The 22619-nt window shown below is 35.3% G+C and carries 20 protein-coding genes; 12 read left to right on the plus strand and 8 right to left on the minus strand.

Annotated features, from left to right (window positions below; all coding sequences use genetic code 11):
* Positions 1-36 precede the first annotated feature (36 nt).
* Both dusA and bamE read right to left on the minus strand, forming a co-directional pair.
* Positions 37-1005, minus strand: coding sequence for a tRNA dihydrouridine(20/20a) synthase DusA (gene dusA / locus ACYIAJ_RS02145; RefSeq protein ID WP_483559280.1), 969 nt, complete (start codon positions 1003-1005; stop codon positions 37-39).
* A gap of 296 nt (positions 1006-1301) precedes the next feature.
* Positions 1302-1724, minus strand: coding sequence for an outer membrane protein assembly factor BamE (bamE, locus tag ACYIAJ_RS02150; RefSeq protein WP_483564266.1), 423 nt, complete (start codon positions 1722-1724; stop codon positions 1302-1304).
* 207 nt (positions 1725-1931) lie between these two features.
* Here bamE and bamJ point away from each other — a divergent pair, with 207 nt between their 5' ends.
* Positions 1932-2543, plus strand: a complete 612-nt coding sequence (gene bamJ, locus ACYIAJ_RS02155) for a BamJ family beta-barrel-assembly machinery protein (protein WP_065586230.1) — start codon at positions 1932-1934, stop codon at positions 2541-2543.
* A gap of 41 nt (positions 2544-2584) precedes the next feature.
* Here the strand turns inward: bamJ and ACYIAJ_RS02160 are convergent, their stop codons facing one another.
* Positions 2585-3781 carry an MFS transporter gene (locus ACYIAJ_RS02160; RefSeq protein ID WP_483564267.1) on the minus strand — a complete coding sequence of 399 codons (1197 nt, stop codon included), beginning with the start codon at positions 3779-3781 and terminating at the stop codon, positions 2585-2587.
* Positions 3782-3915: 134 nt separating this feature from the next.
* On the opposite strand from ACYIAJ_RS02160, the gene dapB reads away from it, so the two are divergent.
* From dapB to tamB, 5 genes are all read left to right on the plus strand, one after another.
* Positions 3916-4737, plus strand: coding sequence for a 4-hydroxy-tetrahydrodipicolinate reductase (gene dapB, locus ACYIAJ_RS02165; protein ID WP_483564268.1), 822 nt, complete (start codon positions 3916-3918; stop codon positions 4735-4737).
* 7 nt (positions 4738-4744) lie between these two features.
* Entirely contained in the window at positions 4745-5242 is a 498-nt protein-coding gene (gene tadA, locus ACYIAJ_RS02170) for a tRNA adenosine(34) deaminase TadA (RefSeq protein ID WP_483564269.1), read from the plus strand.
* A 132-nt stretch (positions 5243-5374) separates the two neighbouring features.
* Positions 5375-5914 (plus strand): hypoxanthine phosphoribosyltransferase, encoded by a 540-nt coding sequence (gene hpt / locus ACYIAJ_RS02175; protein ID WP_085247860.1) that lies wholly within the window; start codon positions 5375-5377, stop codon positions 5912-5914.
* 56 nt (positions 5915-5970) lie between these two features.
* Complete coding sequence (gene tamA / locus ACYIAJ_RS02180; protein WP_483559460.1) at positions 5971-7647, plus strand: autotransporter assembly complex protein TamA; 1677 nt, start codon at positions 5971-5973, stop codon at positions 7645-7647.
* A 1-nt stretch (position 7648) separates the two neighbouring features.
* The gene (gene tamB, locus ACYIAJ_RS02185; protein ID WP_483559272.1) at positions 7649-11452 is read left to right on the plus strand and encodes an autotransporter assembly complex protein TamB; all 3804 of its coding nucleotides are present in this window, start codon (positions 7649-7651) and stop codon (positions 11450-11452) included.
* A 759-nt stretch (positions 11453-12211) separates the two neighbouring features.
* On the opposite strand, the gene ACYIAJ_RS02190 is transcribed toward tamB, so the two are convergent.
* Both ACYIAJ_RS02190 and mnmC2 read right to left on the minus strand, forming a co-directional pair.
* A complete protein-coding gene (locus ACYIAJ_RS02190; protein ID WP_160402418.1) occupies positions 12212-13141 on the minus strand; it encodes a hypothetical protein in 930 nt (309 codons plus the stop codon).
* 186 nt (positions 13142-13327) lie between these two features.
* Positions 13328-14035, minus strand: a complete 708-nt coding sequence (gene mnmC2, locus ACYIAJ_RS02195; protein ID WP_483559270.1) for a tRNA (5-methylaminomethyl-2-thiouridine)(34)-methyltransferase MnmC2 — start codon at positions 14033-14035, stop codon at positions 13328-13330.
* 87 nt (positions 14036-14122) lie between these two features.
* Here mnmC2 and ACYIAJ_RS02200 point away from each other — a divergent pair, with 87 nt between their 5' ends.
* The 6 genes from ACYIAJ_RS02200 (at position 14123) to ACYIAJ_RS02225 (ending at position 18917) form a co-directional block, all read left to right on the plus strand.
* A complete protein-coding gene (locus tag ACYIAJ_RS02200) occupies positions 14123-14854 on the plus strand; it encodes a 1-acylglycerol-3-phosphate O-acyltransferase (protein WP_483559268.1) in 732 nt (243 codons plus the stop codon).
* 3 nt (positions 14855-14857) lie between these two features.
* Entirely contained in the window at positions 14858-15637 is a 780-nt protein-coding gene (locus ACYIAJ_RS02205; protein ID WP_483559267.1) for a methyltransferase domain-containing protein, read from the plus strand.
* A 102-nt stretch (positions 15638-15739) separates the two neighbouring features.
* Positions 15740-16666: an ADP-glyceromanno-heptose 6-epimerase gene (gene rfaD / locus ACYIAJ_RS02210; RefSeq protein WP_483564270.1), complete on the plus strand. Its 927-nt coding sequence runs from the start codon at positions 15740-15742 to the stop codon at positions 16664-16666.
* Between the two features lie 15 nt (positions 16667-16681).
* Complete coding sequence (rfaF, locus tag ACYIAJ_RS02215; RefSeq protein ID WP_483559264.1) at positions 16682-17731, plus strand: ADP-heptose--LPS heptosyltransferase RfaF; 1050 nt, start codon at positions 16682-16684, stop codon at positions 17729-17731.
* Positions 17731-18693 (plus strand): lipopolysaccharide heptosyltransferase RfaC, encoded by a 963-nt coding sequence (rfaC, locus tag ACYIAJ_RS02220; RefSeq protein ID WP_160402428.1) that lies wholly within the window; start codon positions 17731-17733, stop codon positions 18691-18693. Before rfaF ends, rfaC begins: the two co-directional genes overlap by 1 nt.
* 23 nt (positions 18694-18716) lie before the next feature.
* Positions 18717-18917 (plus strand): YaeP family protein, encoded by a 201-nt coding sequence (locus ACYIAJ_RS02225; protein WP_160402429.1) that lies wholly within the window; start codon positions 18717-18719, stop codon positions 18915-18917.
* Here the strand turns inward: ACYIAJ_RS02225 and ACYIAJ_RS02230 are convergent.
* The 3 genes from ACYIAJ_RS02230 to trmA form a co-directional block, all read right to left on the minus strand.
* Positions 18910-20322, minus strand: a complete 1413-nt coding sequence (locus ACYIAJ_RS02230) for a heavy metal sensor histidine kinase (protein WP_483564271.1) — start codon at positions 20320-20322, stop codon at positions 18910-18912. The two genes, ACYIAJ_RS02225 and ACYIAJ_RS02230, sit on opposite strands and share 8 nt — an antisense overlap.
* Entirely contained in the window at positions 20300-20986 is a 687-nt protein-coding gene (locus ACYIAJ_RS02235; protein WP_091349598.1) for a heavy metal response regulator transcription factor, read from the minus strand. The genes ACYIAJ_RS02230 and ACYIAJ_RS02235 overlap by 23 nt, the downstream gene beginning before the upstream one ends.
* A 368-nt stretch (positions 20987-21354) precedes the next feature.
* Complete coding sequence (trmA, locus tag ACYIAJ_RS02240) at positions 21355-22452, minus strand: tRNA (uridine(54)-C5)-methyltransferase TrmA (RefSeq protein ID WP_483564272.1); 1098 nt, start codon at positions 22450-22452, stop codon at positions 21355-21357.
* Positions 22453-22619 lie beyond the last annotated feature (167 nt).

Here is a 22619-nt window from a genome sequence, read left to right on the forward strand (position 1 = left end):
CAATATTTATCGATCATAACCGCTATTTTTTGTCATCTACTTGATGAATGTTAAAGCCTGCTCAACAACGTCAACACCCGCACTTTTTTTGTGGGCATTTTCGCTCAAATAACGTCTCCATTGCCTTGCGCCTTTGTGTCCATTAAATAACCCTAATGTGTGGCGCATGATATGATTTAGCTGTGCCCCTTGTGTCAGTTGCTGTTCAATATAAGGGTAAAGTGCCTGAATCGCTAATTTAGGTTCGATTATTGGAGAGTTTAATCCAAAAATTTGTGCATCAATTTGAGTCAGTAATAGTGGGTTTTGATAAGCTTCTCGCCCAACCATTACACCATCAACATACTTTAGATGGTGTTTTATTTCGTCAATTGTTTTAATACCACCGTTAATCGCGATAGTTAAGTCGGGATAATCTTGTTTAAGTTGGTAAACACGATCATAATCGAGCGGAGGGACTTCTCGGTTTTCCTTTGGGCTTAACCCAGACAACCACGCTTTACGTGCATGCACAATGAATGTATTAGTATAGGGCATGACTTTTTCAATAAATTGACATAAAAATGCATAGCTATCAAAATTATCAATGCCAATTCGGGTTTTTACTGTGACGGGAATATCAACCTGATCTTGCATTTGTGCAACACAGTCTGCAACTAAATCGGCTTTTCCCATTAAACAAGCACCAAACATGCCATTTTGTACACGATCGGATGGGCAACCTACATTTAAATTTATTTCATCATAACCACGTTCTTGTGCTAATTTTGCACATTGTGCTAATGCTTTAGGATCGCTACCACCTAGTTGTAAGCTGACTGGATGTTCTTCATTATTGAAAGCTAAATAATCCCCTTTTCCAAATAAAATCGCGCCAGTGGTCACCATTTCGGTATAGAGTAATGTTTGTTTAGTTAAAATTCGATGAAAATAACGGCAATGCTTATCGGTCCAATCAAGCATAGGGGCAATGGAAAAACGATTTAGACTTGACCTGTTATGCAAAAAAACCTCGACATCAATTAAAAATTTGTTATTTTACTCGACGTTTTCAAATAAAACCACAATATAAATAATAAGAATAGATACAAACCAAATAAATATCTCAATATACGGCTACTGTAAATATTTTTAATTACATTTATCTCTTCAATACTGCTTTTTATAATACACATACCTATTATTATTAATTTATACGGTAGTTATTACTAATAATCGTTGCAAGTTATTACCTTTTATAGGTATAAAATTAAAATAGGTAAACAAAAATCAAAAACCTCGTTAAATAACGAGGTTTTTGATTAAGAGTCGGAGTCAGGATTATCATCATCAGATTTTTTATCAATCGGATCTGATATACCTTGTTTATTCATTTCTTCTAATGATTTTGAACCGTCTAGTTCTGATGCTTTAATGTCTTTTACTAAGCCCATTTCATCAAAATAAACAGCATAACTTCTTTGGCTAACGTCACCATGCTGCGGTTGTTGACGAAAAACATAATACCAAACATTATCACCAAAAACAGAAGTTAACATTGGTGACCCCATAATAAACACAACTTGTTCTTTACTTTGACCTACCTTTAATAGATCAAGAGCATCTTGTGTCACATAATTACCTTGGTTGATATCAGGTCTATATACCCAACGCTCAACAACCGAACAACCAGTTAATAAAACACTCGTGACAATTGTAAAGGCGGTAAATTTACGAAACAGCATCTAACTTTATCCATAAAAAAAATAATAGACTATATTATCGCTGATATTTTGCCTGAGTGCTAGACAAATTGATAAATTCTTTAACAATTAGTTAATAATCAAGTTATCATCAAGTAATGATGCGAATTATCACTTGACTTTTATCCTTGTATCCACCAACTTAATATAGTCATAATAGACGCTTTTTTTAAACAATTAAGGTACAAAATGAAACTAGAAACAATAGATCAAAAAGCAAGTTATGCTATTGGATTACAAATTGGGCAACAATTGAAAGAATCAGGCTTAAATAATTTAGAACTCAATGCATTAAAACAAGCAATGGAAGATGTTTTAGCCGGTAATCCGCCTGCACTACCCTTGCAAGAATTACATGATGCACTACGTCATGTACACGAACAAGCAACAAAAGAAAAAGCCAAACAAGCAGAAAAAATTGCTCAAGCAGGTAAAGATTTTCTTGCCAAAAATCTTGATAAAGATGGCATTAAATCGACTGAATCTGGTTTACAATATGAAATCATCCAACAAGGTGATGGCGCTTTACCTAAAGCAACAGATCGCGTTCAAGTCCATTATACGGGGCAATTGATTGATGGTACTGTATTTGATAGCTCAGTAGAGCGTGGACAACCGGCTGAGTTTCCTGTCAATGGCGTAATTCAAGGCTGGGTTGAAGCGCTACAACTGATGCCTGAAGGTTCAAAATGGCGTTTATATATTCCTCAAGAGTTAGCTTATGGTGCTCAAGGTGCTGGTGCATCAATTCCACCATACAGTGCATTAATTTTTGATGTTGAATTATTAAAAGTTTTGTAAGCAAGAATGGACGCGACTTGGCGTCCATTTGTGTTAAGCTATTATCGTTTGGGAAGAAGATAGGCGCTAAATGCCGCTAGTAACAATAAAATACTTGCTGTACCAAACGCAACTAGATGAGTGTGTAAGTGATCGTAAGCCCATCCACCTAACCATGAACCAATCATCGCACCAATTTGATGCCCCAAATAGGTTAATCCAGAAAGTAATCCCACAATTTTTACACCATAAATATCTGCTGTAATAGCTCCAGACATTGACAAAGCGCCAGCCCAAACCAAACCACCCACTGCTGCAATAGTAAAAAGCTGCCATTTAGTTGATGCTAAAACAAGAGCAATAAAACCTAAGCCTCGTATTAAATAAACCATCATCAAAATGTTTTTTCGTTGTACTATATCAGATAGATAACCCAAAACTAAGGTACTAAAAATAGCGACTAAACCAATTAAACCAATACCATTAGAACTGGTGATAGGATCAAATCCATGATCGATAAGCATTGGGACACCGTGTGTTCCTAATAAATTCATACTGAAGCCACAGGTAAAAAGCCCAAAACTCAGTTGCCAAAATGGACGTGTTTTTAGCACATCTATAAGTTTGATATTAGGCTCTATTTTTTGATTGATAACAGGCTCTATACTAGAATTTTCGATCTCAGATTGATTATCTTTCATAATAAACAAAGCAATAGGTAAGGCAATAATCATAAAAATCACAGCAAACGAAATTAGCGTTGTTTGCCATCCATAAATAGGAATGAAGAATGCAAAAACAGGTAACATCACCGCAATACCTGCCATACTTCCTGTTGATAAAATAAATAAGGCCAATCCTCTGCGTTTAATAAACCAACGCGCTACAATGGGCGTAAAACTAACTGACCCCACAAAAGAAGTACCAAAAGATAATGCAATACCGAAAGATAGTAAAAAGCTCCAATAATTAGTTGAGTTAGCTGACCAAACTGTCGAGAGAATAATAATGATCGTGCCTAATATTAGGACAAAACGAGTGCTATATTTACCCACTAAATATCCGGCTATTGGCATTGCGATACCTGAAAAAAGCATACCTATAGCAATAATTCCAGAAAGGACGCTACGGCTAAAACCGAGATCATTTGCAATGGGAAGAAAAAAGACCCCCATACTCATTCTCAACCCACTGGAAAGTAAAGTAAGAAAAGAAGCTGCAATAACGATGTTCCAACCAAAATACCACGGAGATCGCATAATAACTCCCGATTATTTTTTATAGAAAACGGATCAAAAATTGTAGCATTAAAGTTTAGCTTATGTGTATAAGTTCTTTATTTTCCGTTATAATATTTATTTATCTACATTCACAAAAAGTTAAGGAAAGTTATATGTCAACAAACATGATTCGTATCGCGATCACTGGCGCTGGTGGCAAAATGGGACGGCAACTTATCCAAGCTGTTTCGCAAATCGAAGGGGTTACCTTAGGTGCAGCATTTGAACGAGATGGTTCATCATTAATTGGTAGTGATGCTGGTGAACTTGCTGGGATCGGTACTTGTGGTATTACAGTCACCAATAATCTAGAACAAGCTAAAGACCAATTTGACGTATTAATTGATTTTACTAGACCTGAAGGTACCCTTGCACACTTAGCTTTTTGTGTTGAAAATAAAAAAATGATAATCATTGGCACAACTGGTTTTGATGATGCAGGTAAACAAGCTATTGCTGATGCAGCTAAAAACATTGCCATTGTATTTGCCGCAAACTTCAGTGTTGGTGTTAACTTAGTGCTAAAATTATTGGAAAAAGCCACCAAAATTATGGGCGGTTATACTGATATCGAAATTATTGAAGCGCATCACCGTCACAAGGTTGATGCGCCGTCTGGTACAGCATTAGCCATGGGTGAAGCAATAGCAGATGCACTTGATTGCAACTTAAAAGAGCGTGCAGTTTACTGTCGCGAAGGTCACACAGGGGAAAGACCACAAGGCGCTATCGGCTTTGCAACTATCCGAGCTGGGGACATAGTAGGAGAACATACCGCTATTTTTGCCGATATTGGTGAACGTGTTGAAATTAGTCATAAAGCATCCAGCCGTATGACATTCGCTAATGGTGCTGTACGAGCTTCACTCTGGCTTGCCAAACAACCTGTTGGTTTATACAACATGCGTGATGTCCTAAATCTCAATAATTTATAATTTGAAAATGTCAGATAAAATTTGGATGCGACATGCATTAATGCTTGCTAATCGTGCCGAATCGATAGGAGAGATCCCTGTCGGTGCGGTGATTGTTGATGAAAATAATCAAATTATTGGTGAAGGTTTTAATCAACCTATTAGTAAGCATAATCCCACAGCTCACGCCGAAATACTAGCTATTGAACAAGCGGGTAAGTTTTTGAATAACTATCGCATAATTAATACAACCTTATATGTCACTCTTGAACCTTGTATTATGTGTGCTGGCGCCATTATTCATAGCCGTATTAAACGTGTAGTGTATGGTGCAAGTGATTACAAAACTGGCGCAGCAGGTTCTTTTATCGATATTCTTGCTCAGCAAGGCATCAACCATTATGCAGAAGTGACAGGCGGAGTACTAGCTAACGAATGTAGTACTATTTTGAGTGATTTTTTTAAAAAACGGCGTTTACAACAAAAGGTGACTAAAAATAGTTATCAAAAAATTTTAGGTAACTAGGTGTTCAAGCATAAAATACGAAAATCTATTCCCATGTCAGTTTAATAAAAAATGAGTTCGCTTATTCTTTTTACCAAGGAAAATTGCTAGAATCTCATTTAATTTTTTTAAAATTTAATTTGAGCATTATTAATGAAAAAACACACATTAGAAATGATGATATCTACTGATGATATCCAAAAGCGCGTGATTGAACTAGGTCAACAAATCAGTCAAGATTATCAACATAGCCAAAATGAACTTATTTTAGTTGGTCTTTTACGTGGCTCTTTCATTTTTATGGCCGATTTGAGCAGAGCAATTACCGTTGGACACGAAGTTGATTTTATGACAGCGTCAAGCTATGGTAATGCTGTGATTAGTAACCGTGATGTTAAAATATTAAAAGATTTAGACGAAGATATCCGTGATAAAGATGTATTGATTATCGAAGATATTATAGACACGGGTAATACACTTAGCAAAGTTATGGCTATTTTAAAATTACGTCATCCACGCAGTATTGAAATTTGTACACTGCTAGATAAACCTTCACGGCGCGAAGTGAACGTTCCAGTGAAATATATCGGATTTTCGATTCCTGACGAATTTGTCGTAGGTTATGGTATTGACTATGCTCAGCACTACCGTCACTTACCTTATATTGGTCATGTCACTTTACTTGAATCTTAATATTATACGAGGTCTATGTGTCGCGATTTTCCTGTTCATTAGGTTTACTGTTAGTGATGACAGCGACATCAAGTTACGCTGACATGAAATTATCCATTAAAGGATTATCAGGAGAATTAGCTGACAATGTCAATACACGTGTTTCATTAATTTCCCCCAATAAAGTGGTTGATACGCCCGCTTTTAAGCGGTATTTTGAAAGTGAGGTGCAAAAAGCACTACGCGCATTAGGTTACTATTCGCCAACTTTTGAATATAACGCACAAGATCCCAAAGTCCTTGTCGTTAACATATCACCAGGTGATCCCGTATTAGTTGAGCAGCTCAATGTCAATATTACTGGGGATGGACAAAAAGATCCCGATTTTCAATATTTGCTAAAAAACAACTTACCCAAAATTGGCGATGTGTTAAATCATGGCATTTATGAGTCATTTAAGAAAAGCTTACAAAATTTATCACTAAAAAAAGGTTACTTTGATGCCGATATGCCTAAACATCAATTGGCTGTTTCGACAGTTGAAAATAAAGCCTTTTGGAATATTGATTACACTACAGGTAAACGTTATCGACTAGGTAAAGTCACTTTTCATAACGCCAAAATCCGTGACGATTATTTAGCAAATATTGTTCCATTTAAAGATGGTGAGGAATATACAGCCGAACAATTGTCATTATTAAATAGACGCCTTACCTCAACAAACTGGTTTAATTCAGTGGTTGTTGTACCTGACTTTCCACATTTAACAAAAGACAAAGTTCTACCTATTGATGTTGAAACCTCGCCTCGCAAAAAAAATAATATGGACTTAGGTTTAGGCTTTTCAACAGATAACGGTGTACATGGAAAAATTGGTTGGAACAAACCTTGGATCAATAGCCGAGGACAAAGTTTTCAAAGTAACTTATCGCTATCTTCACCAGAACAACTGGTCACTATGAGTTACAAAATTCCATTAAAAAAATCACCTCTTGAGCAGTATTATACCATTCAAAGTGGTTATAAAAAGATAGATAATAACGACACCTACTCACGTTCTTATACGTTTGGAGCATTGCGCAACTGGGATAATTTTTATGGATGGCAAACAGCATTAGGTTTTAATCTATTACGAGATGATTTTACCCAAGGTGATGCAAGTTTCAAAACATTTTTGTATTACCCTTCACTTAGCTTATCAAGAATTCGTTCTGATGGTGATTTATTAGCGATGTGGGGGGATTCGCAACGTTACTCTGTCGAAGCCGCTGGAGAATCATTAGGGTCAGATATTAATTTAGTTCGTTTTCAAGCTCAACAAGCTTGGATTCGCTCGCTACATAAGTCGCATCGATTTATTGCTCGTGGCAATTTCGGTATTATACAAGCAAGCAATTTTGATCGAGTTCCACCATCGTTTAGATTTTTTGCGGGTGGTGAGCGCAGTATTCGTGGTTATAGCTATCAATCTATTTCACCTAAAGATAAAAAAGGCAAATTAAAAGGTGCCTCTAAACTCATCACAGGTTCAATTGAATACCAGTATAATTTATCAGGTCCATGGTGGGGGGCTGCCTTTGTTGATACTGGCGAAGCCATAGACAAAGTTGATACAACCAAATTTTATACAGGAACAGGATTTGGCATTCGTTGGGCCTCTCCTGTTGGGCCAATAAAAATCGATTTAGCAACACCATTAAATAAAAACACCGGTTCTATTCACCTATATATTGGTCTAGGAAGCGAGTTATAATATGGCTAAAAATTTAGTTAGAATAAAAAAAGTAAAAAAATTAAAACAGATACGCAAATGGAAAAAGCGAAGCATAGCCATTTTATCTGTTATCGTCTTTCTAATCGTTTTTGTTATTTTGTTTATATATACCAGTCTTGGTGTAAAACTAACTACCTATGTTTTAAATAAATTTCTACCTGAGCTAAAGATAGCTCAAGTTGAAGGCACATTACATAATCTGCATATACAAGGACTTTCGCTTGAATTACCGAATGTTAATGTTCAAGTTAATGATGCTTCATTTTCATTAGCTGGACATTGTTTATTAAAAGCCCAAGTCTGTGTAAATCAATTTAATGCCGATGGTGTAAAAGTTTCAATTAATACTGGACAAATAGATAGTTCGCCTAGAGAAGAGCCTAACACAGAAAAACGTTTTGAACTCAAAACACCGTTACCTATAGATCTTAAAAATACCCACTTAACAAATATAAAAGTCACCGTTGATGATATGCAATTTGGTATGTCAGACTTTACTGGTAAAGCAAGGTGGATTAATAATCAAATTTATGTTTATCCCGCTGTAGCAACAGATTTAAGCGCTATTTTTGCCGATAATAAAACAACCAATTTACCTGTTGAAGCAACAAACGAAGATATCGCGCTTAATGAAAAAATTAGCCAAATTTTTAATCAACCACTGATTGATTCATTACCTCAAGTTAATATTCCATTAAATATTAATGTGATAAGTTTAACTGGTAATAACTGGTTATTACATATTGGTGGGCAAGATTATCGATTCAATAACGTTATAATTCAGACTAATATCGTCAATAGTCGTATCATTGTAAAACAAGTCGATACAGATGCTACCACCCCTTACGCAAGCGGACATGCTTCGGTTTCGGGCGAAATCACATTACATGACGACTGGCCAGTATTAGCATTAGTGAAAGCAAATACCGAACAAAATCAATTTGATGCACAATTTTCAGGTAAATTGCTTGGAGAGCTATTAACTAACGCAACTCTTGATGGCTTGAATCAAATAAAAATAAATGGGCGCATCAATTTTATAGAAAAATACTTGCCTATCATGACCCAACTCGAAGGTAAGCATATTCAATGGCCAATTGAAGGACAAGCGCAATATGAATTAAATGATTTTTCTGCATCAATAGAGGGTAACGTGCAGCAGTATCAAATGTCAGCTAAAGGCCATATAAAAGGAGAGGAATTAGCCAACACGATGTTTGATATTGCCGGTACAGGCACCAATCAAGGTGCAATGATCGACCATGGAATAATTAAATTACCCCAAGGTGAAATTAATATAGCAGGAACTGCAAATTGGCAACAAGCACTACAATGGGATACCGACATAAAACTCAATAACGTTGATATCACTAAAGAATTGCCAAATTATCCAATTCGATTAAACGGTCAATTGAAAACAACCGGCTCGCTAGAAAGTGACAAATGGGCATTTAATTTATCCGATTTACAGTTAAAAGGTAATATCAATCATGCTGATTTTTTGGCATCAGGTAATCTATCTGTTAACTCTGAAAATAAAACCACTGCAGATGATTTTGCGATAAAATGGGGAAAAAATCAGCTCAATATAAATGGCTCAAGTGAAAGTGGCAATTTACTTACAAAGTTAAATTTCGAATCGCTATCGTTATTGATTGACGGCATGCAAGGATCTGTTGTGGGCAATATTGAACTCAATGGCGCTGCTAACAATGCCACTATTGATACCAATTTGTCGGTTAACTCATTTTCTTTTAACACAATCAAACTAGCTAAAGCTAATCTTATTGGCAAAATTCGGTATAAAAACCAATTAAGTGGTAATATCAAGCTCACTGGTCAAACAATAGAGCTACCAAGCCAAATCATCAAAAAAGCAAATATTGAGTTATCAGGCAGTGAAAATCACCATACTTTAACGGTAAATATTGATGGTGATCCAGCATCATTGACAACTTCGTTAACAGGGCAACTTGATAAAGATCGCACAAAATGGAGCGGGACCATTGCGCATGCCCTACTTAATTTAGGCAAGAACAATAATTGGCAACTCGCTAAATCGTTGGACTTATCTTATGACATAAAGAATCAAATACCAGCCATTAGTGCCCATTGCTGGATAAATGAAAAGTCAACTATTTGCCTTGATAAACAATTTTCGATAACTAAAAACACCGATACCAGTATTACGTTAAAAGAAATTAATCTATCTAAACTACCAATACCTAACGATGGTGAAACCAAACTTGCTGGTAATGTAAATGGCAAAATAATCATACAATTTAAAAATGACAATAAAATACCATCAATAAAAGCGAATATAACCAGTCATGATGTTTATATTCAACAAATTGTTACCTCACAGTCGTTGCCACTGCCTTTCGAACTTTTCAAAATCAATGCAGAATTTAATGAACAACAAGCTAAATTAGATTGGATTTTTGGCCTAAATAAACTAGGAAAAATCAGCGGAAATATAGTGATAACAGATCCAACCAATCAAAAAACATTAAGTGGCCAATTAAATATCGATCATTTAGCTTTAGCGATTATTAATCCATTATTAGACAGTAAAGATTATGCTAAAGGTGCCATTAATGGTACGGTTAAATTTTCTGGATCATTAAATGACCCATTGCTAACAGGTAATATTAGCTTGAAACATAGTGAAATACAATCAAGCCAATTACCCATTGACATCAAATCAGCTAAGTTTGATATCAATTTCAATGGGAAATCATCCACATTAAAAGGTGTTTTAACCACTCAAGCAGGTAATGTTAATATTAATGGTAATGCCAGCTGGAATACCTTAGATAAATGGCAAGCTTCGTTAACAGTTAATGGTGCCGCCATGGAAGTTTCAGTGCCACCAATGATTGTTATGACCATTATTCCTGATATTAAAATCAATGCAACACCAGACGAATTAACGTTATTAGGAAAAGTAAGTATTCCAAAAGGTAAAATAACGGTTGAATCGCTACCCTCATCAAGCGTTGATGTTTCGCCCGATGAGGTCATGCTTGGTGCAAATCGAAAAGAAATTAAGGCCCAAGAATTTGGCATGAAAATCAATGGACATATTGAAATTAATATTGAGGATAAAGTTACTGTCGATGCCTTTGGATTAAATGCATCGCTTAAAGGTAATTTAATTGCAACACAAACCAATAAAGGACTCGATCTACATGGAGAGATTTCAATTCCAACAGGTCGATTCCATGCCTATGGGCAAGACTTGATTATTCACAAAGGTATCATCACATTTTCAGGTGCAACCGATCAAGCTATGCTCGACATTGAAGCAATCCGTAATCCAGAATCAATGGAAAATAATAACATCATGGCGGGGATTCGTGTTACAGGATCGTCGGAATCACCTAAGATTGAAGTGTTTTCAGATCCTGCCATGTCACAGCAAGAAGCCCTTTCCTACTTAATTCGAGGTCAAGGACTTGATAGTGCGGAACAAAGTGATAGTGACATGATGACCGCATTACTCGTTGGTATTGGCACAGCAAAAACCGGTAAATATATTGGTGATATAGGTAATGCATTTGGTATCAAAAATCTAACGCTTGATACACAAGGTGCGGGTAACAACTCTAAAGTTGTGGTTAGCGGGTATATATTACCTAACTTACAACTAAAATATGGTGTCGGCATTTTTGATTCATTGGCAACGTTTACTTTACGTTATAGGCTTATGCCGAATCTTTATTTAGATGCAGCATCAAGCTTAGCGCAAACATTGGATCTGATTTATCAATTTGATTTCTAACATTACCCCAAAGGACTCTATGCCCATTACCTTACGCAGAACCTCAATGGAGTAAAATGCTAACACCAGCCTAGCTAAAGCGTGCTAACTGACACTTTAATTAGGCTGCATATCAGATTATGCCATTTCAGTGATAAAATAGTGCTATCAGCATTTATTTTTGTCCAATGGCACATAAACCCATAACACCAAAAAAACTTCAATGAAATCAATATCTTTTCTGACTGATTTTGGGCTAGTAATTAGATCTCTTTAACCAAAAACACCTCCACAAAATCTAACCCAAGGTTATGTTGTTTGTCTTGCTTGACGTCAGAATGTGCCACGATAGAGCGAGGCTAGCACGCCAAACAGGAACGTTTGGCTAGTTTGTGCTGTGCTATTTGAACGTCTGAGCAAAGCAAAGATGGCCTCGTAAAGGCAAGTGTCAGGATGATACAAGTAATTGTGGAGAGCAGTCTGAAAGGTCACATTATGCAGATAAAGCCTGGGGTCGCTAAGGGAATTCGCTTCAAATTCCCTTAGCTCGGACGTGGTCACTGTCGCCATTTTAATCACTTAAAGCCAAAACATCCGAAACTATCACACAAAACCAAATCAACCCTCCCCAAAGCATCACCTGATTTAAAGAAGAAAAACCATTGATTTTATTAAAATTTTTATTTACTAAGTTTACAAATCTATTAGCGCAAAGAACTCGCTAAAAGCGAGTTCTTTGTCAACAATCGATTCCATTCTAATAGAACACGACTAATTGGGTTATTCTTCAATTTTCTTATAAAACCAAGAGTATCCCATTCCTCTTTTCGTGTAAGCATCTTTCACTTGACTACAAGGGTATCCTTCTTTTATTGCTTTTTGTAATTTATTTTCTTCATTCCAGTTTAATTTCTGAGCTTTAACAGCTTCTAATTTATCTATGCATGAGTTATATGTAGCAACAAATTCCGCATTATTTTCTGTATAGAATTTGACGTACTTATCACTTTCTTTTTTCCATGCTTTTTCCCAACTAACGTTACAAGCTGATTGAAAAACCAGATCCTCTGCACAGTATAGCGATTTTTTTGATTCAATGGTTTGAATATCGACATTGGCTAATTCATCAGCCGCCTTTTCTTCTAGTGCTTTTTGGGCAACACTACACTTAGAGCCAGTTCTTTTATCTAATTTACATAAAGACTGCATTTTTGCTTTAATTTCATTAAAAGATAGCTGTTTTAACTCTTTTTTGCCTTCATCTACTTTTTCTTTATAAACCGTTTCCCAAGCTTCACATTTCGGGCTTTTATTAAACGAAAAACTACTCTTACACTCATCTACCTTTAAATATTCATCAACTGATTCGCCCCATGACATACCAGAAACTTGTTGTCTGATGGCGCTCATTTCAGATTCTACCGCTTGTTTTTTTTCGTCTTCTTTCCGTTTTTTTTCTAATTCATATTTTATCTTTCTGTCTTTTTCAATTGCAGACATTGCAGCACGACATTCAGGATTTTTTTCTACCTTTTCGATACCGCCTTTATCATTTGCTATAAATGCCTTTTCTAAATCCTGATTACATTGCTCTACTTTTTTATTTGCTGAGTCTATATTGTTTAAATAATATTCCTCGTTTTTTTCTTCACAACCCGTTAAAATCATAGCGGTGGTTAATATAATTAAAACGTTTTTTAAGGCTTTCATTTGTTCTCCTATTTAATTTACTATTATTTTTATAACTATATTAATCAATAATAAATTGTTATTATTGATTAATATGTTACATGAATTAGCTTATCACTTCTAGAAAATTACTTAATTTTGGGAGTGACTTGTTTTGTTTTCTGTAATTTGAGAAATGACGGTAGTGGATACAGGTAAAAAGCAAACTCACTTATACCCTACTAACATTTCACGTTTTGCGCCAAACCCTTTTCGTTTTTCAACGGTAAATCCGGCGCTCATTAAATGACGACGAACAAAACCAGCAGCCGTAAAAGTCGCAAAACCACCGCCTGGGGCTGTTAGGCTAAAACAATTGCTAAATAAACATTCTGACCACATATCAGGATTTTTAGCCGGTGAAAAACCATCAAAAAACCAAGCATCAATCAATACATTTTTCTTAACTAGAAAATCTGAAAAATGCCTAATATCATCATAGCATATTGTCAAACTAACGTTGTCAAATTGGCAGGTAGAATCAATCAAACTAGCCTGAAGTTGTTTTGCTAACGAAAATAACGTTTCATTTTTAGAAACCACATTATCATGTATCTTTATTAGTTCATCTAAAGATAATGGATACTTTTCGACACTGAAAAAGGCAAGATATTTCAGTATATGATTTGGATGCTCACTTCTAAAATTTAAAAACGTTTGCCATAAAATTAAAAAACTTAGCCCTGAACCAAAACCTGTTTCACCAACAATAAATGTATCTTGCTTATGCTGTAAAAAACGCTGATGTAAATCATTACCGTCAATAAATACATACCTTGTTTCCTCAATGGCGCCTTCCGTATTAAAATACACATCATCAAAATGAACAGAAATAGGCGTCTGATTTTCATTCCAAATAATCGTCGATTTATGCATAAATTTCCTTTAAACAGCTATATTTAACAACTGTATATTAATGTTAATTATGTATATAATACGCTAAGTTAACTTATGAGGTAAATTATGGTATTTCTTTTCCGCTTAATTAGTGTGGTTATCATTGGTCTTGTTATTTGTGTGTTAGGCACTATTTTTTGCTTATTTAATCCAAGAAATCCCCAAAATGTGGCAAGATTTGCTCATTTATTTGGTTTTTTCTTTAAACCTATATTTGGCGTAAAAGTTGATACTCGCATTCACCCTAATATTAATAAAATAGGTAGTTGTGTATATATTGCTAATCATCAAAATAACTATGACATCATCGTAGCATCAGATGTCGTACAACCTAAAACAGTCACCGTCGGTAAAAAAAGTTTAGCTTGGATTCCATTTTTTGGGCAACTTTATTACCTTACTGGCAACATTCTTATTGATCGTAATAATAAATCAAAAGCTCGCGATACAATCGAACAAGTTGTTAATGAAATCAAAAAACGTGGCATATCTATTTGGATGTTTCCTGAAGGTACTCGTAGCCGCGGACGTGGATTGTTACCGTTTAAAACAGGGGCATTTAAAGCCGCAATTGCTGCTGGAGTACCCATTGTGCCAATTTGTGTATCGCAAACTAATGATATCAAATTAAATCGTCTAAATAATGGACATTTTATTGTTGAAATGCTAGAGCCTATAGAAACAAAAGATCTAAGCAAAGAGGATGCTAGAACCTTAATGGAACAATGCTATAACCAAATGGCTGCTAAAATAGCGCAAATAAATGATGAAGCAAAACAATTAAATAATCAAAAATAACTCATGAATAAACAAGATCGTAATTTTGATGACATCAGCAATAAGTTTGCACAAAACATTTATGGCACAACCAAAGGAAAAATTCGCGAAGCGATAGTATGGCAAGAATTAGAAAAAATTTTAGTTACTTATCCAACCAATAAGCCACTAACCATACTTGATGCTGGTGGTGGGCAAGGTCAAATCGCCGGCAGGCTTGCCAAGCTTGGACATCAAGTAACACTTTGTGATATCTCAGAACAGATGCTAGAACTAGCAAAACAAAAGGCTCAAGCAGAAAAGGTAAATATAAATTGCCTTTGCTGCCCTATCCAACAGCTTGATAACTTAATTAACCAAAAGTTTGATTTAGTCATTTGCCATGCGGTATTAGAATGGGTAGCAGAGCCAATTGAATTAATAGCATCATTAAAAAAACATCTCAAACCAGAAGGCTATTTATCGTTAATGTTTTATAATTATCATGCACTTTTATTTAAAACTGTCACATTAGGCAATTTTGGTTACACACAATCAGGGTTAGCTAAACGCAAAAAGAAAACACTTTCTCCCGATTTTCCAAGAGTTCCAACAGACGTATATCACTGGCTTACACAACTGGATTTTACTATTTTACAAAAAACAGGGATTCGCATTTTTCATGATTATCTTACCAATAAATCCAAAGCCGAAACTCACTTCGAACAGTTATTAGAACTTGAGCAAACATATTGCCAAACTGAACCTTATCTTAATTTAGCAAGATATATATTAGTTACTGCAAAAAATAAAATAAATTCGTAAATAAATCCGCTCTCGATTATGCTTTTTTAAATGATCACTCGAAAAATTTATCATAAATCGTTATCATAAGCAGATTAGTTTTTTTGGTTAAGGAAAATAATCATGATTGTTGTAACGGGCGGTGCCGGATTTATTGGTAGTAATATTGTGAAAGGTCTGAATGATCTAGGACATAAAGACATTTTGGTTGTTGATGATTTAACCGACGGCACTAAATTTGCCAATTTAGCTGATCTAGATATTGCCGATTATATGGATAAAGACGAGTTTATTGCAGCTATTATTAGTCATGAAGATCTTGATATTGATGTTGTTTTTCACCAAGGTGCTTGTTCATCAACCACTGAATGGGATGGTAAATTTATGATGGAAAACAATTACGACTATTCAAAGGACTTATTGCATTATTGTTTAGACTTCAACATTCCATTTCTATATGCATCATCAGCTGCGACGTATGGCGGACGCAGTGATAACTTTATTGAAGACCGTGCTTACGAAAAACCTTTAAATGTTTATGGTTATTCTAAATTCTTATTTGACCAATACGTAAGACAACTATTACCCCAAGCTAATTCACCGGTTTGCGGATTCCGTTATTTTAATGTCTATGGACCTCGCGAATCGCACAAAGGCAGCATGGCGAGTGTTGCATTTCACTTAAATGAACAGATTAACAAAGGTGAAAAACCAAAACTTTTTGCTGGCAGTGAAAATTTTAAACGTGACTTTATTTATGTTGGTGATGTCGTTGCGGTCAATTTGTGGTTCTGGAAAAACAAAATCTCAGGCATTTATAACTGTGGAACAGGTCGAGCAGAATCATTTCAAGCTGTTGCTGATGCAGTACTTAACTACCATAAAAAAGGCGAAATTGATTATATTCCTTTCCCTGAGCATCTAAAAGGGCGTTACCAAAGCTATACTCAAGCTGATCTGACTAAATTTAGACAAACAACATGTTCAATCGAATTTAAAACCGTTGCAGAAGGCACTGCTGAATATATGAAATGGCTAAATGAACAATAAAACGGAATTAATTAAATGAAAACACTCATTATTGGTCCTTCATGGGTTGGCGATATGATGATGTCGCAAAGTCTGTATCGTACATTGAAACAACTTGATTCTAATAACCAAATTGATGTTTTAGCACCTGCTTGGTGTCGAGCGCTGTTAAATAAAATGCCAGAAGTGAATCAAGCAATTGCAATGCCATTAGGGCATGGTGAGTTTGCTTTAGCAAAACGTCACGAAATAGGAAAATCACTACGTGATAACCATTATGATCAAGCAATTGTGTTACCTAATTCATTTAAATCCGCATTAATCCCATTTTTTGCAAAAGTATCTAAACGCACAGGTTGGAAAGGTGAAATGCGTTATGGATTATTAAATGATATACGAAAACTTGATAAGCAGGCCTTTCCACTAATGGTTGAACGCTATGTTGCACTTGCTTATCCTAAAAATCAAATTCACTCGGCATCGGACTTACCACAGCCTCTGTTATGGCCTAAACTCAATGTTGAACAAGATGAAATAACGCAATCACTTTCAACTTTTACAATTGCACAAGATAAACCATTAATTGGTTTTTGCCCAGGAGCTGAATTTGGCCCTGCAAAACGTTGGCCAGATTATCATTACGCAGCTCTTGCCGATATGCTAGTTCAACAACATGCTAAAATTATTATTTTTGGTTCAGTAAAAGATCGCAACGTTGGTGAACAGATTATTGCAAAAATGACACATGGCGATCAATGTATTAACTTAGCTGGACAAACCCAATTAGAACAAGCAGTGAGTTTAATTGCCGCTTGTAAAGCGATTGTTACTAATGATTCCGGATTAATGCATGTTGCTGCTGCATTAGATAGACCACTGGTGGCACTTTATGGACCAAGTAGCCCTGATTTCACACCACCATTATCAAATAAAGCCGAAGTTATTCGTCTAATTACTGGCTACCAACGTGTGCGCCAAGGTGATGCTGAACAAGGCTATCACCAAAGCTTAATTGATATTAAACCTGATAACGTATTTGAGACATTAATGAAACTCATTATGCGTTGTGAAAAGAGTAATGGATAATGCGTGTACTAGTTGTTAAAACATCATCCATGGGGGATGTACTTCATACTTTACCAGCATTAACTGATGCGGCCAACAGCTTATCAAATATAGCTTTTGATTGGGTAGTAGAAGAAAATTTTGCCCAAATACCCAGTTGGCACTATGCAGTAAATAAAGTGATCCCTGTTGCAATAAGACGCTGGAGGAAAAGCTGGTTTGCCAAAACAACTCGCCAAGAACGTCATGACTTTATCCAGACCTTAAGACAACAACAATATGATGCGATTATTGATGCGCAAGGACTTATTAAAAGTGCATTCCTTATTACTCGTAAGGCTCAAGGCATTAAGCACGGTTTAGATCGAAAAAGCATCAAAGAGCCCATTGCCAGTTGGTTTTATGATGTAAAACACAATGTACCCAAACAGATGCATGCCATTGAGCGCATTAGATTGCTGTTTGCGCAAAGTCTACAGTACCAACTACCTAATTCAATGGGTGATTATGCCATTGCGCGCCACTTTTTATCTTCACTACCTAGCGATAATCAGCAGTATCTAATTTTTTTACACGCAACAACCCGCGATGAAAAACATTGGAGTGAAGACGCTTGGCGAAAATTAATTAAATTAGTTGAACCAACAGGATTAAGAATAAAGCTACCTTGGGGGGCACCACATGAACAAGCACGAGCAATTCGCCTAGCTCAGGGATTTCAACATGTCGAAGTACTTCCCAAATGTCCACTTTCTGACATAGCAACCATTATTGCTGGAGCAAAAGCGGTTGTTTCGGTTGATACAGGACTAAGTCACCTAACTGCTGCATTAGATCGTCCCAATATTACTTTATTTGGCAAAACTGATCCTAAACTAATCGGAGGATATGGAAAAAACCAATTCAGTATTATCTCAAACGAAAAAAGCATGCAAACCATTCAAGCCGAACAAGTTTATCAACAATTAGCTAACTTTTTATAAGTTAATCAAAAGGAAAGTATGCAATGAATAAATATAGCGAACTTATTTGCGAAAAATACGCACAAATTGGCAGTAACGATCTGGGTTATATTGAAGATGCCTTAGGGGCTGTCATGCAAGTGTTGGACGATATTGTTCGTAACGATCAAGTACCGCAAGAACTAAAAGATAAAGCTGCTTATGCAGCAGCTAATTTATTGATCAGCGACTTTGATGTTAAATAGCCGCTGGTAAACTAATAATAAATCTCGTAGATTGCTCATCGGATTCAGCATAAATCGAGCCTTTATGCGTTTCAACAATGGATTTTACGATCGCAAGTCCTATGCCTGTACCCGAACTATCATTACCATTACGGTGGCGTGACTCATCAACCCGATAAAAGCGATCAAAAAGGTGTGGTAAATGTTTACTATCAATTTTTTTACCTGGATTAGCAATAATGATCCTAATGCGTTTTTCACTAACTTGACTTAAAGTTATTGTGATAATTTGGTTTTCTGGTGTATAACGAATTGCATTGGATAAAATATTACTAATTGCTCGCCCTAACATCATCTTGTCCCCTTGAATATGGGAACAGTTACCTTCAAGGTTAAAGATGATATTTTTCTCATCAGTCAGTGGTTCAAAATACTCACACATCATTGTGATCATATCATGTAAATCAATATCAATTAAATTGGGTACCAATTGACGATTATCTGCTTGTGCTAAAAATAGCATATCAGAAATCATCTGCGACATTTTTTCGTATTCTTCTAAATTAGAATATAAAATCTCACGGTATTCGTTAGTCGATCGAGCATTACTAAGCACAATTTGTGTTTGTGTTGTTAGATTGGTAATAGGTGTTCGCATTTCATGAGCAATATCTGCCGTAAAATTTCGTTGACGCTGAAACACATCTTCCATACGATTCAGCATATGATTAAATGCTTTCACTAAGCTAACGTATTTAATGGGAACCAAAGATGTAGGAATACGGTAATTCAAGCTTTTAAGATTAATTTTCTCGATCTTTTTAATCAATCGATTTATGGGTTTTTGAGTAAAATAGATACTAATAAAAGAACCAATTAATGCCAAAATACAAGCAATACCAATAAGTAATCCTAAACCATCGTGTAATCGCTGAATAAATTCAATATATAAATCACGACCAACAGCAGCTATAGTAGTGTATTGTTTACCATTTTCAATAACAACGCTTGACGCAGCAACCCGATACGATGCTTTATCTTGATTCCAAATAGCTGTGCTGTGATTTTTAATAATGGTATCAAAATCAATTTGAGTTTTAGCAAAAGTTAAATTTGGACCACGGGTTCGATAAACAATTTTACCTGTATCATCAATAACATAAACAAACAAACGGTGATGACCAGTTAAAATTAGTAATAAATTCTGAATAAACTCATCACGATTATCGTCTGGAGAATAGTAAACAAGCTCACGTTCAATAGAATCAATAACCGAATTAAGTTCGGAGACATTGTGTTGAATTGATATTTTTTCAAAAGAGTGTTCAATTAAAAAACTGAAACAATAAAGCAGACCACTTGTTAACAAACAAACAGCAAGCGGCAAACGAAATGAGATTAACTTACTCGTTTTCATCCAAGACATCTAACTTATACCCCATTCCACGAACTGTATGAATTAACTTTGGTTCAAAATCGGCATCGATTTTATTACGTAATCGTCGAATCGCGACATCAATCACATTAGTATCGCTATCAAAATTCATATCCCAAACTTGAGACGCAATTAAGGAACGAGGCAACACCTCTCCTGGATACCGTAAAAAGTACTCTAACAATAAAAATTCTTTATTAGTTAAATCAATACGTTTATCTCCACGAGTTACTGTTCGTTTATGAAGATCCATGACCAAATCAGCAATACTCAATTGAGAATTATTGACCTGAGGAACATTACGACGAAGCAGAGATTTAACTCGTGCTAATAATTCGGCAAACGAAAAAGGTTTTACTAAATAATCATCTGCACCTAAGTTAAGACCTTTTACTTTATCATCCACACTACCCATAGCTGTGAGCAACATAATTTGGACATCTTTACCTGCTTCACGCAATGACTGAACAATTTTCCAACCAACAATATCTGGCAACATGACATCTAAAATAATTAAATCATAGTCTTCAGTCATGGCTCGATGATAGCCATCAAGGCCATTATTTGTTAGATCAACAACAAATCCAGATTCAACTAAACCCTGGCGAAGATATTCACCTGTTTTTTGCTCATCTTCAACTACTAACAATTTCATATTTGAATACTTCCTTTGTTATTTGTCTGATTGCCGAAATTGCATAACAATGTTATAGAATAAATGACAGACGCTAAACCAACCATGATAAATTTATGACTATTTTGTAATAATAATGTCATCAATTAGTTGGTTTTTCTTTGTTATAGTAGCCACACAATGATTCATGAAGCTAGACATTACTGTTTCATTGTTTTATTTCCTTTCATCCATTCCTTGCAATTTAATGCACCCTAGTTTATCTAGGGTTTTTTTTATTCTAAATCGATGTAAGTTTGTATATAAACTGGAAACGGCAAGCAGTTAGGTATAGATGTCGGAGTATTTTAGCAAATAATATTCTATATTCTACATTCTTTTACTTTCTTTTACTTTTTACACAACACAATACCTGTTTCAATATGATCGGTATAAGGAAACTGATCAAACATAGCAAAATGTTGAATTGAATGTGTTTTGGTCAAAAGGTGCAAATTATCACGCAATGTATAAGGATTACAAGAAATATAAATAATAGTTTTATAGGATTTCAATATATCAATGGTATTTAAATCCAATCCACCACGGGGTGGATCAACAAGTACCGTATCACACTGATAATCATCTAAATTAATCCCTTTTAAACGATTAAACTCGCGTTCTTTTTTAATTGCGCAAGTAAATTCTTCGGCCGATAATCGTACAATAATAAGGTTATCAATATGATTAACAGCAATATTATACTGAGCTGAATAAACCGATGCTTTAGCTATTTCGGTAGCCAACACTTTGCGAAAATTTTGTGCCAGCGCTATTGAAAAGTTACCATTACCACAATAAAACTCAAGTAAATCACCTAACGAGTTTTTAGTGACTGATATAGCCCACTGTAGCATTTTAATATTTACCGCAGCGTTAGGCTGAGTAAAACTATTTTCGACTTGACGATAAACGAACACTTTATCCATTACAGGCAAAACTTCATCAACATAATCGACATCTATGGCAATTTTTTGATTACTTGCTCGCCCAACGATATGAACATCTATCCCCTGCTCAGCTAATTGCATTTTTAATTTTTTTGCTTCAATAATCCATGCATCATTTAACTTTTTATGATACAAAAGCGTAATCAATAGCTGACCACTTAATGTCGAAAAATAATCAATTTGAAATAATAAATGGCGAAGTAACTGATTATGTTGCAACAAAGGCAAAATAGCTTGCATGGCTCGATTAATGAGTTTAGTTGCGATAGGAAATTCATCGACCCTAATCCTTTTTTTTGTTTTTTTATCATACATAACATGATAAAGATCTTCGCCATCATGCCAGATTCTAAACTCGGCACGCATACGATAATGGCTTATAGGCGATGAATAAACTGCTAATTCGGGAAGTGAAAAGTCTGATAATAATGCCTTTAAATTATCTACTTTTTTTTCTAATTGTTGATTATAGTTATCATTCGAAAAACATTCAGTCATAGTCATTATCTGGTAGTGATTATAGGAGTACTATTTAATATGAAATTCTAAATTAATTTGCGTTAGCTTATAAAATGGTTAAGCACCAAACTATTTAAATTAATTTAATGTCTACAGTGTAAACAAATAATCATTTCGCATGGCATAACCACACCTTAATCTTAGCA

The organism is Gilliamella sp. X-46 (assembly GCF_057063525.1).

Coding starts and splice junctions, on each gene's coding strand:
- bamJ (WP_065586230.1), top strand. CDS start 1,932: ATGAAACTAGAAACAATAGATCAAAAAGCAAGTTATGCTATTGGATTA.
- ACYIAJ_RS02235 (WP_091349598.1), bottom strand. CDS start 20,986: ATGAAATTGTTAGTAGTTGAAGATGAGCAAAAAACAGGTGAATATCTT.
- ACYIAJ_RS02190 (WP_160402418.1), bottom strand. CDS start 13,141: ATGAAAGCCTTAAAAAACGTTTTAATTATATTAACCACCGCTATGATT.
- bamE (WP_483564266.1), bottom strand. CDS start 1,724: ATGCTGTTTCGTAAATTTACCGCCTTTACAATTGTCACGAGTGTTTTA.
- ACYIAJ_RS02205 (WP_483559267.1), top strand. CDS start 14,858: ATGAATAAACAAGATCGTAATTTTGATGACATCAGCAATAAGTTTGCA.
- hpt (WP_085247860.1), top strand. CDS start 5,375: ATGAAAAAACACACATTAGAAATGATGATATCTACTGATGATATCCAA.
- rfaF (WP_483559264.1), top strand. CDS start 16,682: ATGAAAACACTCATTATTGGTCCTTCATGGGTTGGCGATATGATGATG.
- ACYIAJ_RS02230 (WP_483564271.1), bottom strand. CDS start 20,322: ATGTCTTGGATGAAAACGAGTAAGTTAATCTCATTTCGTTTGCCGCTT.
- tamA (WP_483559460.1), top strand. CDS start 5,971: ATGACAGCGACATCAAGTTACGCTGACATGAAATTATCCATTAAAGGA.
- rfaD (WP_483564270.1), top strand. CDS start 15,740: ATGATTGTTGTAACGGGCGGTGCCGGATTTATTGGTAGTAATATTGTG.
- ACYIAJ_RS02160 (WP_483564267.1), bottom strand. CDS start 3,781: ATGCGATCTCCGTGGTATTTTGGTTGGAACATCGTTATTGCAGCTTCT.
- rfaC (WP_160402428.1), top strand. CDS start 17,731: ATGCGTGTACTAGTTGTTAAAACATCATCCATGGGGGATGTACTTCAT.
- mnmC2 (WP_483559270.1), bottom strand. CDS start 14,035: ATGCATAAATCGACGATTATTTGGAATGAAAATCAGACGCCTATTTCT.
- tadA (WP_483564269.1), top strand. CDS start 4,745: ATGTCAGATAAAATTTGGATGCGACATGCATTAATGCTTGCTAATCGT.
- trmA (WP_483564272.1), bottom strand. CDS start 22,452: ATGACTGAATGTTTTTCGAATGATAACTATAATCAACAATTAGAAAAA.
- ACYIAJ_RS02225 (WP_160402429.1), top strand. CDS start 18,717: ATGAATAAATATAGCGAACTTATTTGCGAAAAATACGCACAAATTGGC.
- ACYIAJ_RS02200 (WP_483559268.1), top strand. CDS start 14,123: ATGGTATTTCTTTTCCGCTTAATTAGTGTGGTTATCATTGGTCTTGTT.
- tamB (WP_483559272.1), top strand. CDS start 7,649: ATGGCTAAAAATTTAGTTAGAATAAAAAAAGTAAAAAAATTAAAACAG.
- dapB (WP_483564268.1), top strand. CDS start 3,916: ATGTCAACAAACATGATTCGTATCGCGATCACTGGCGCTGGTGGCAAA.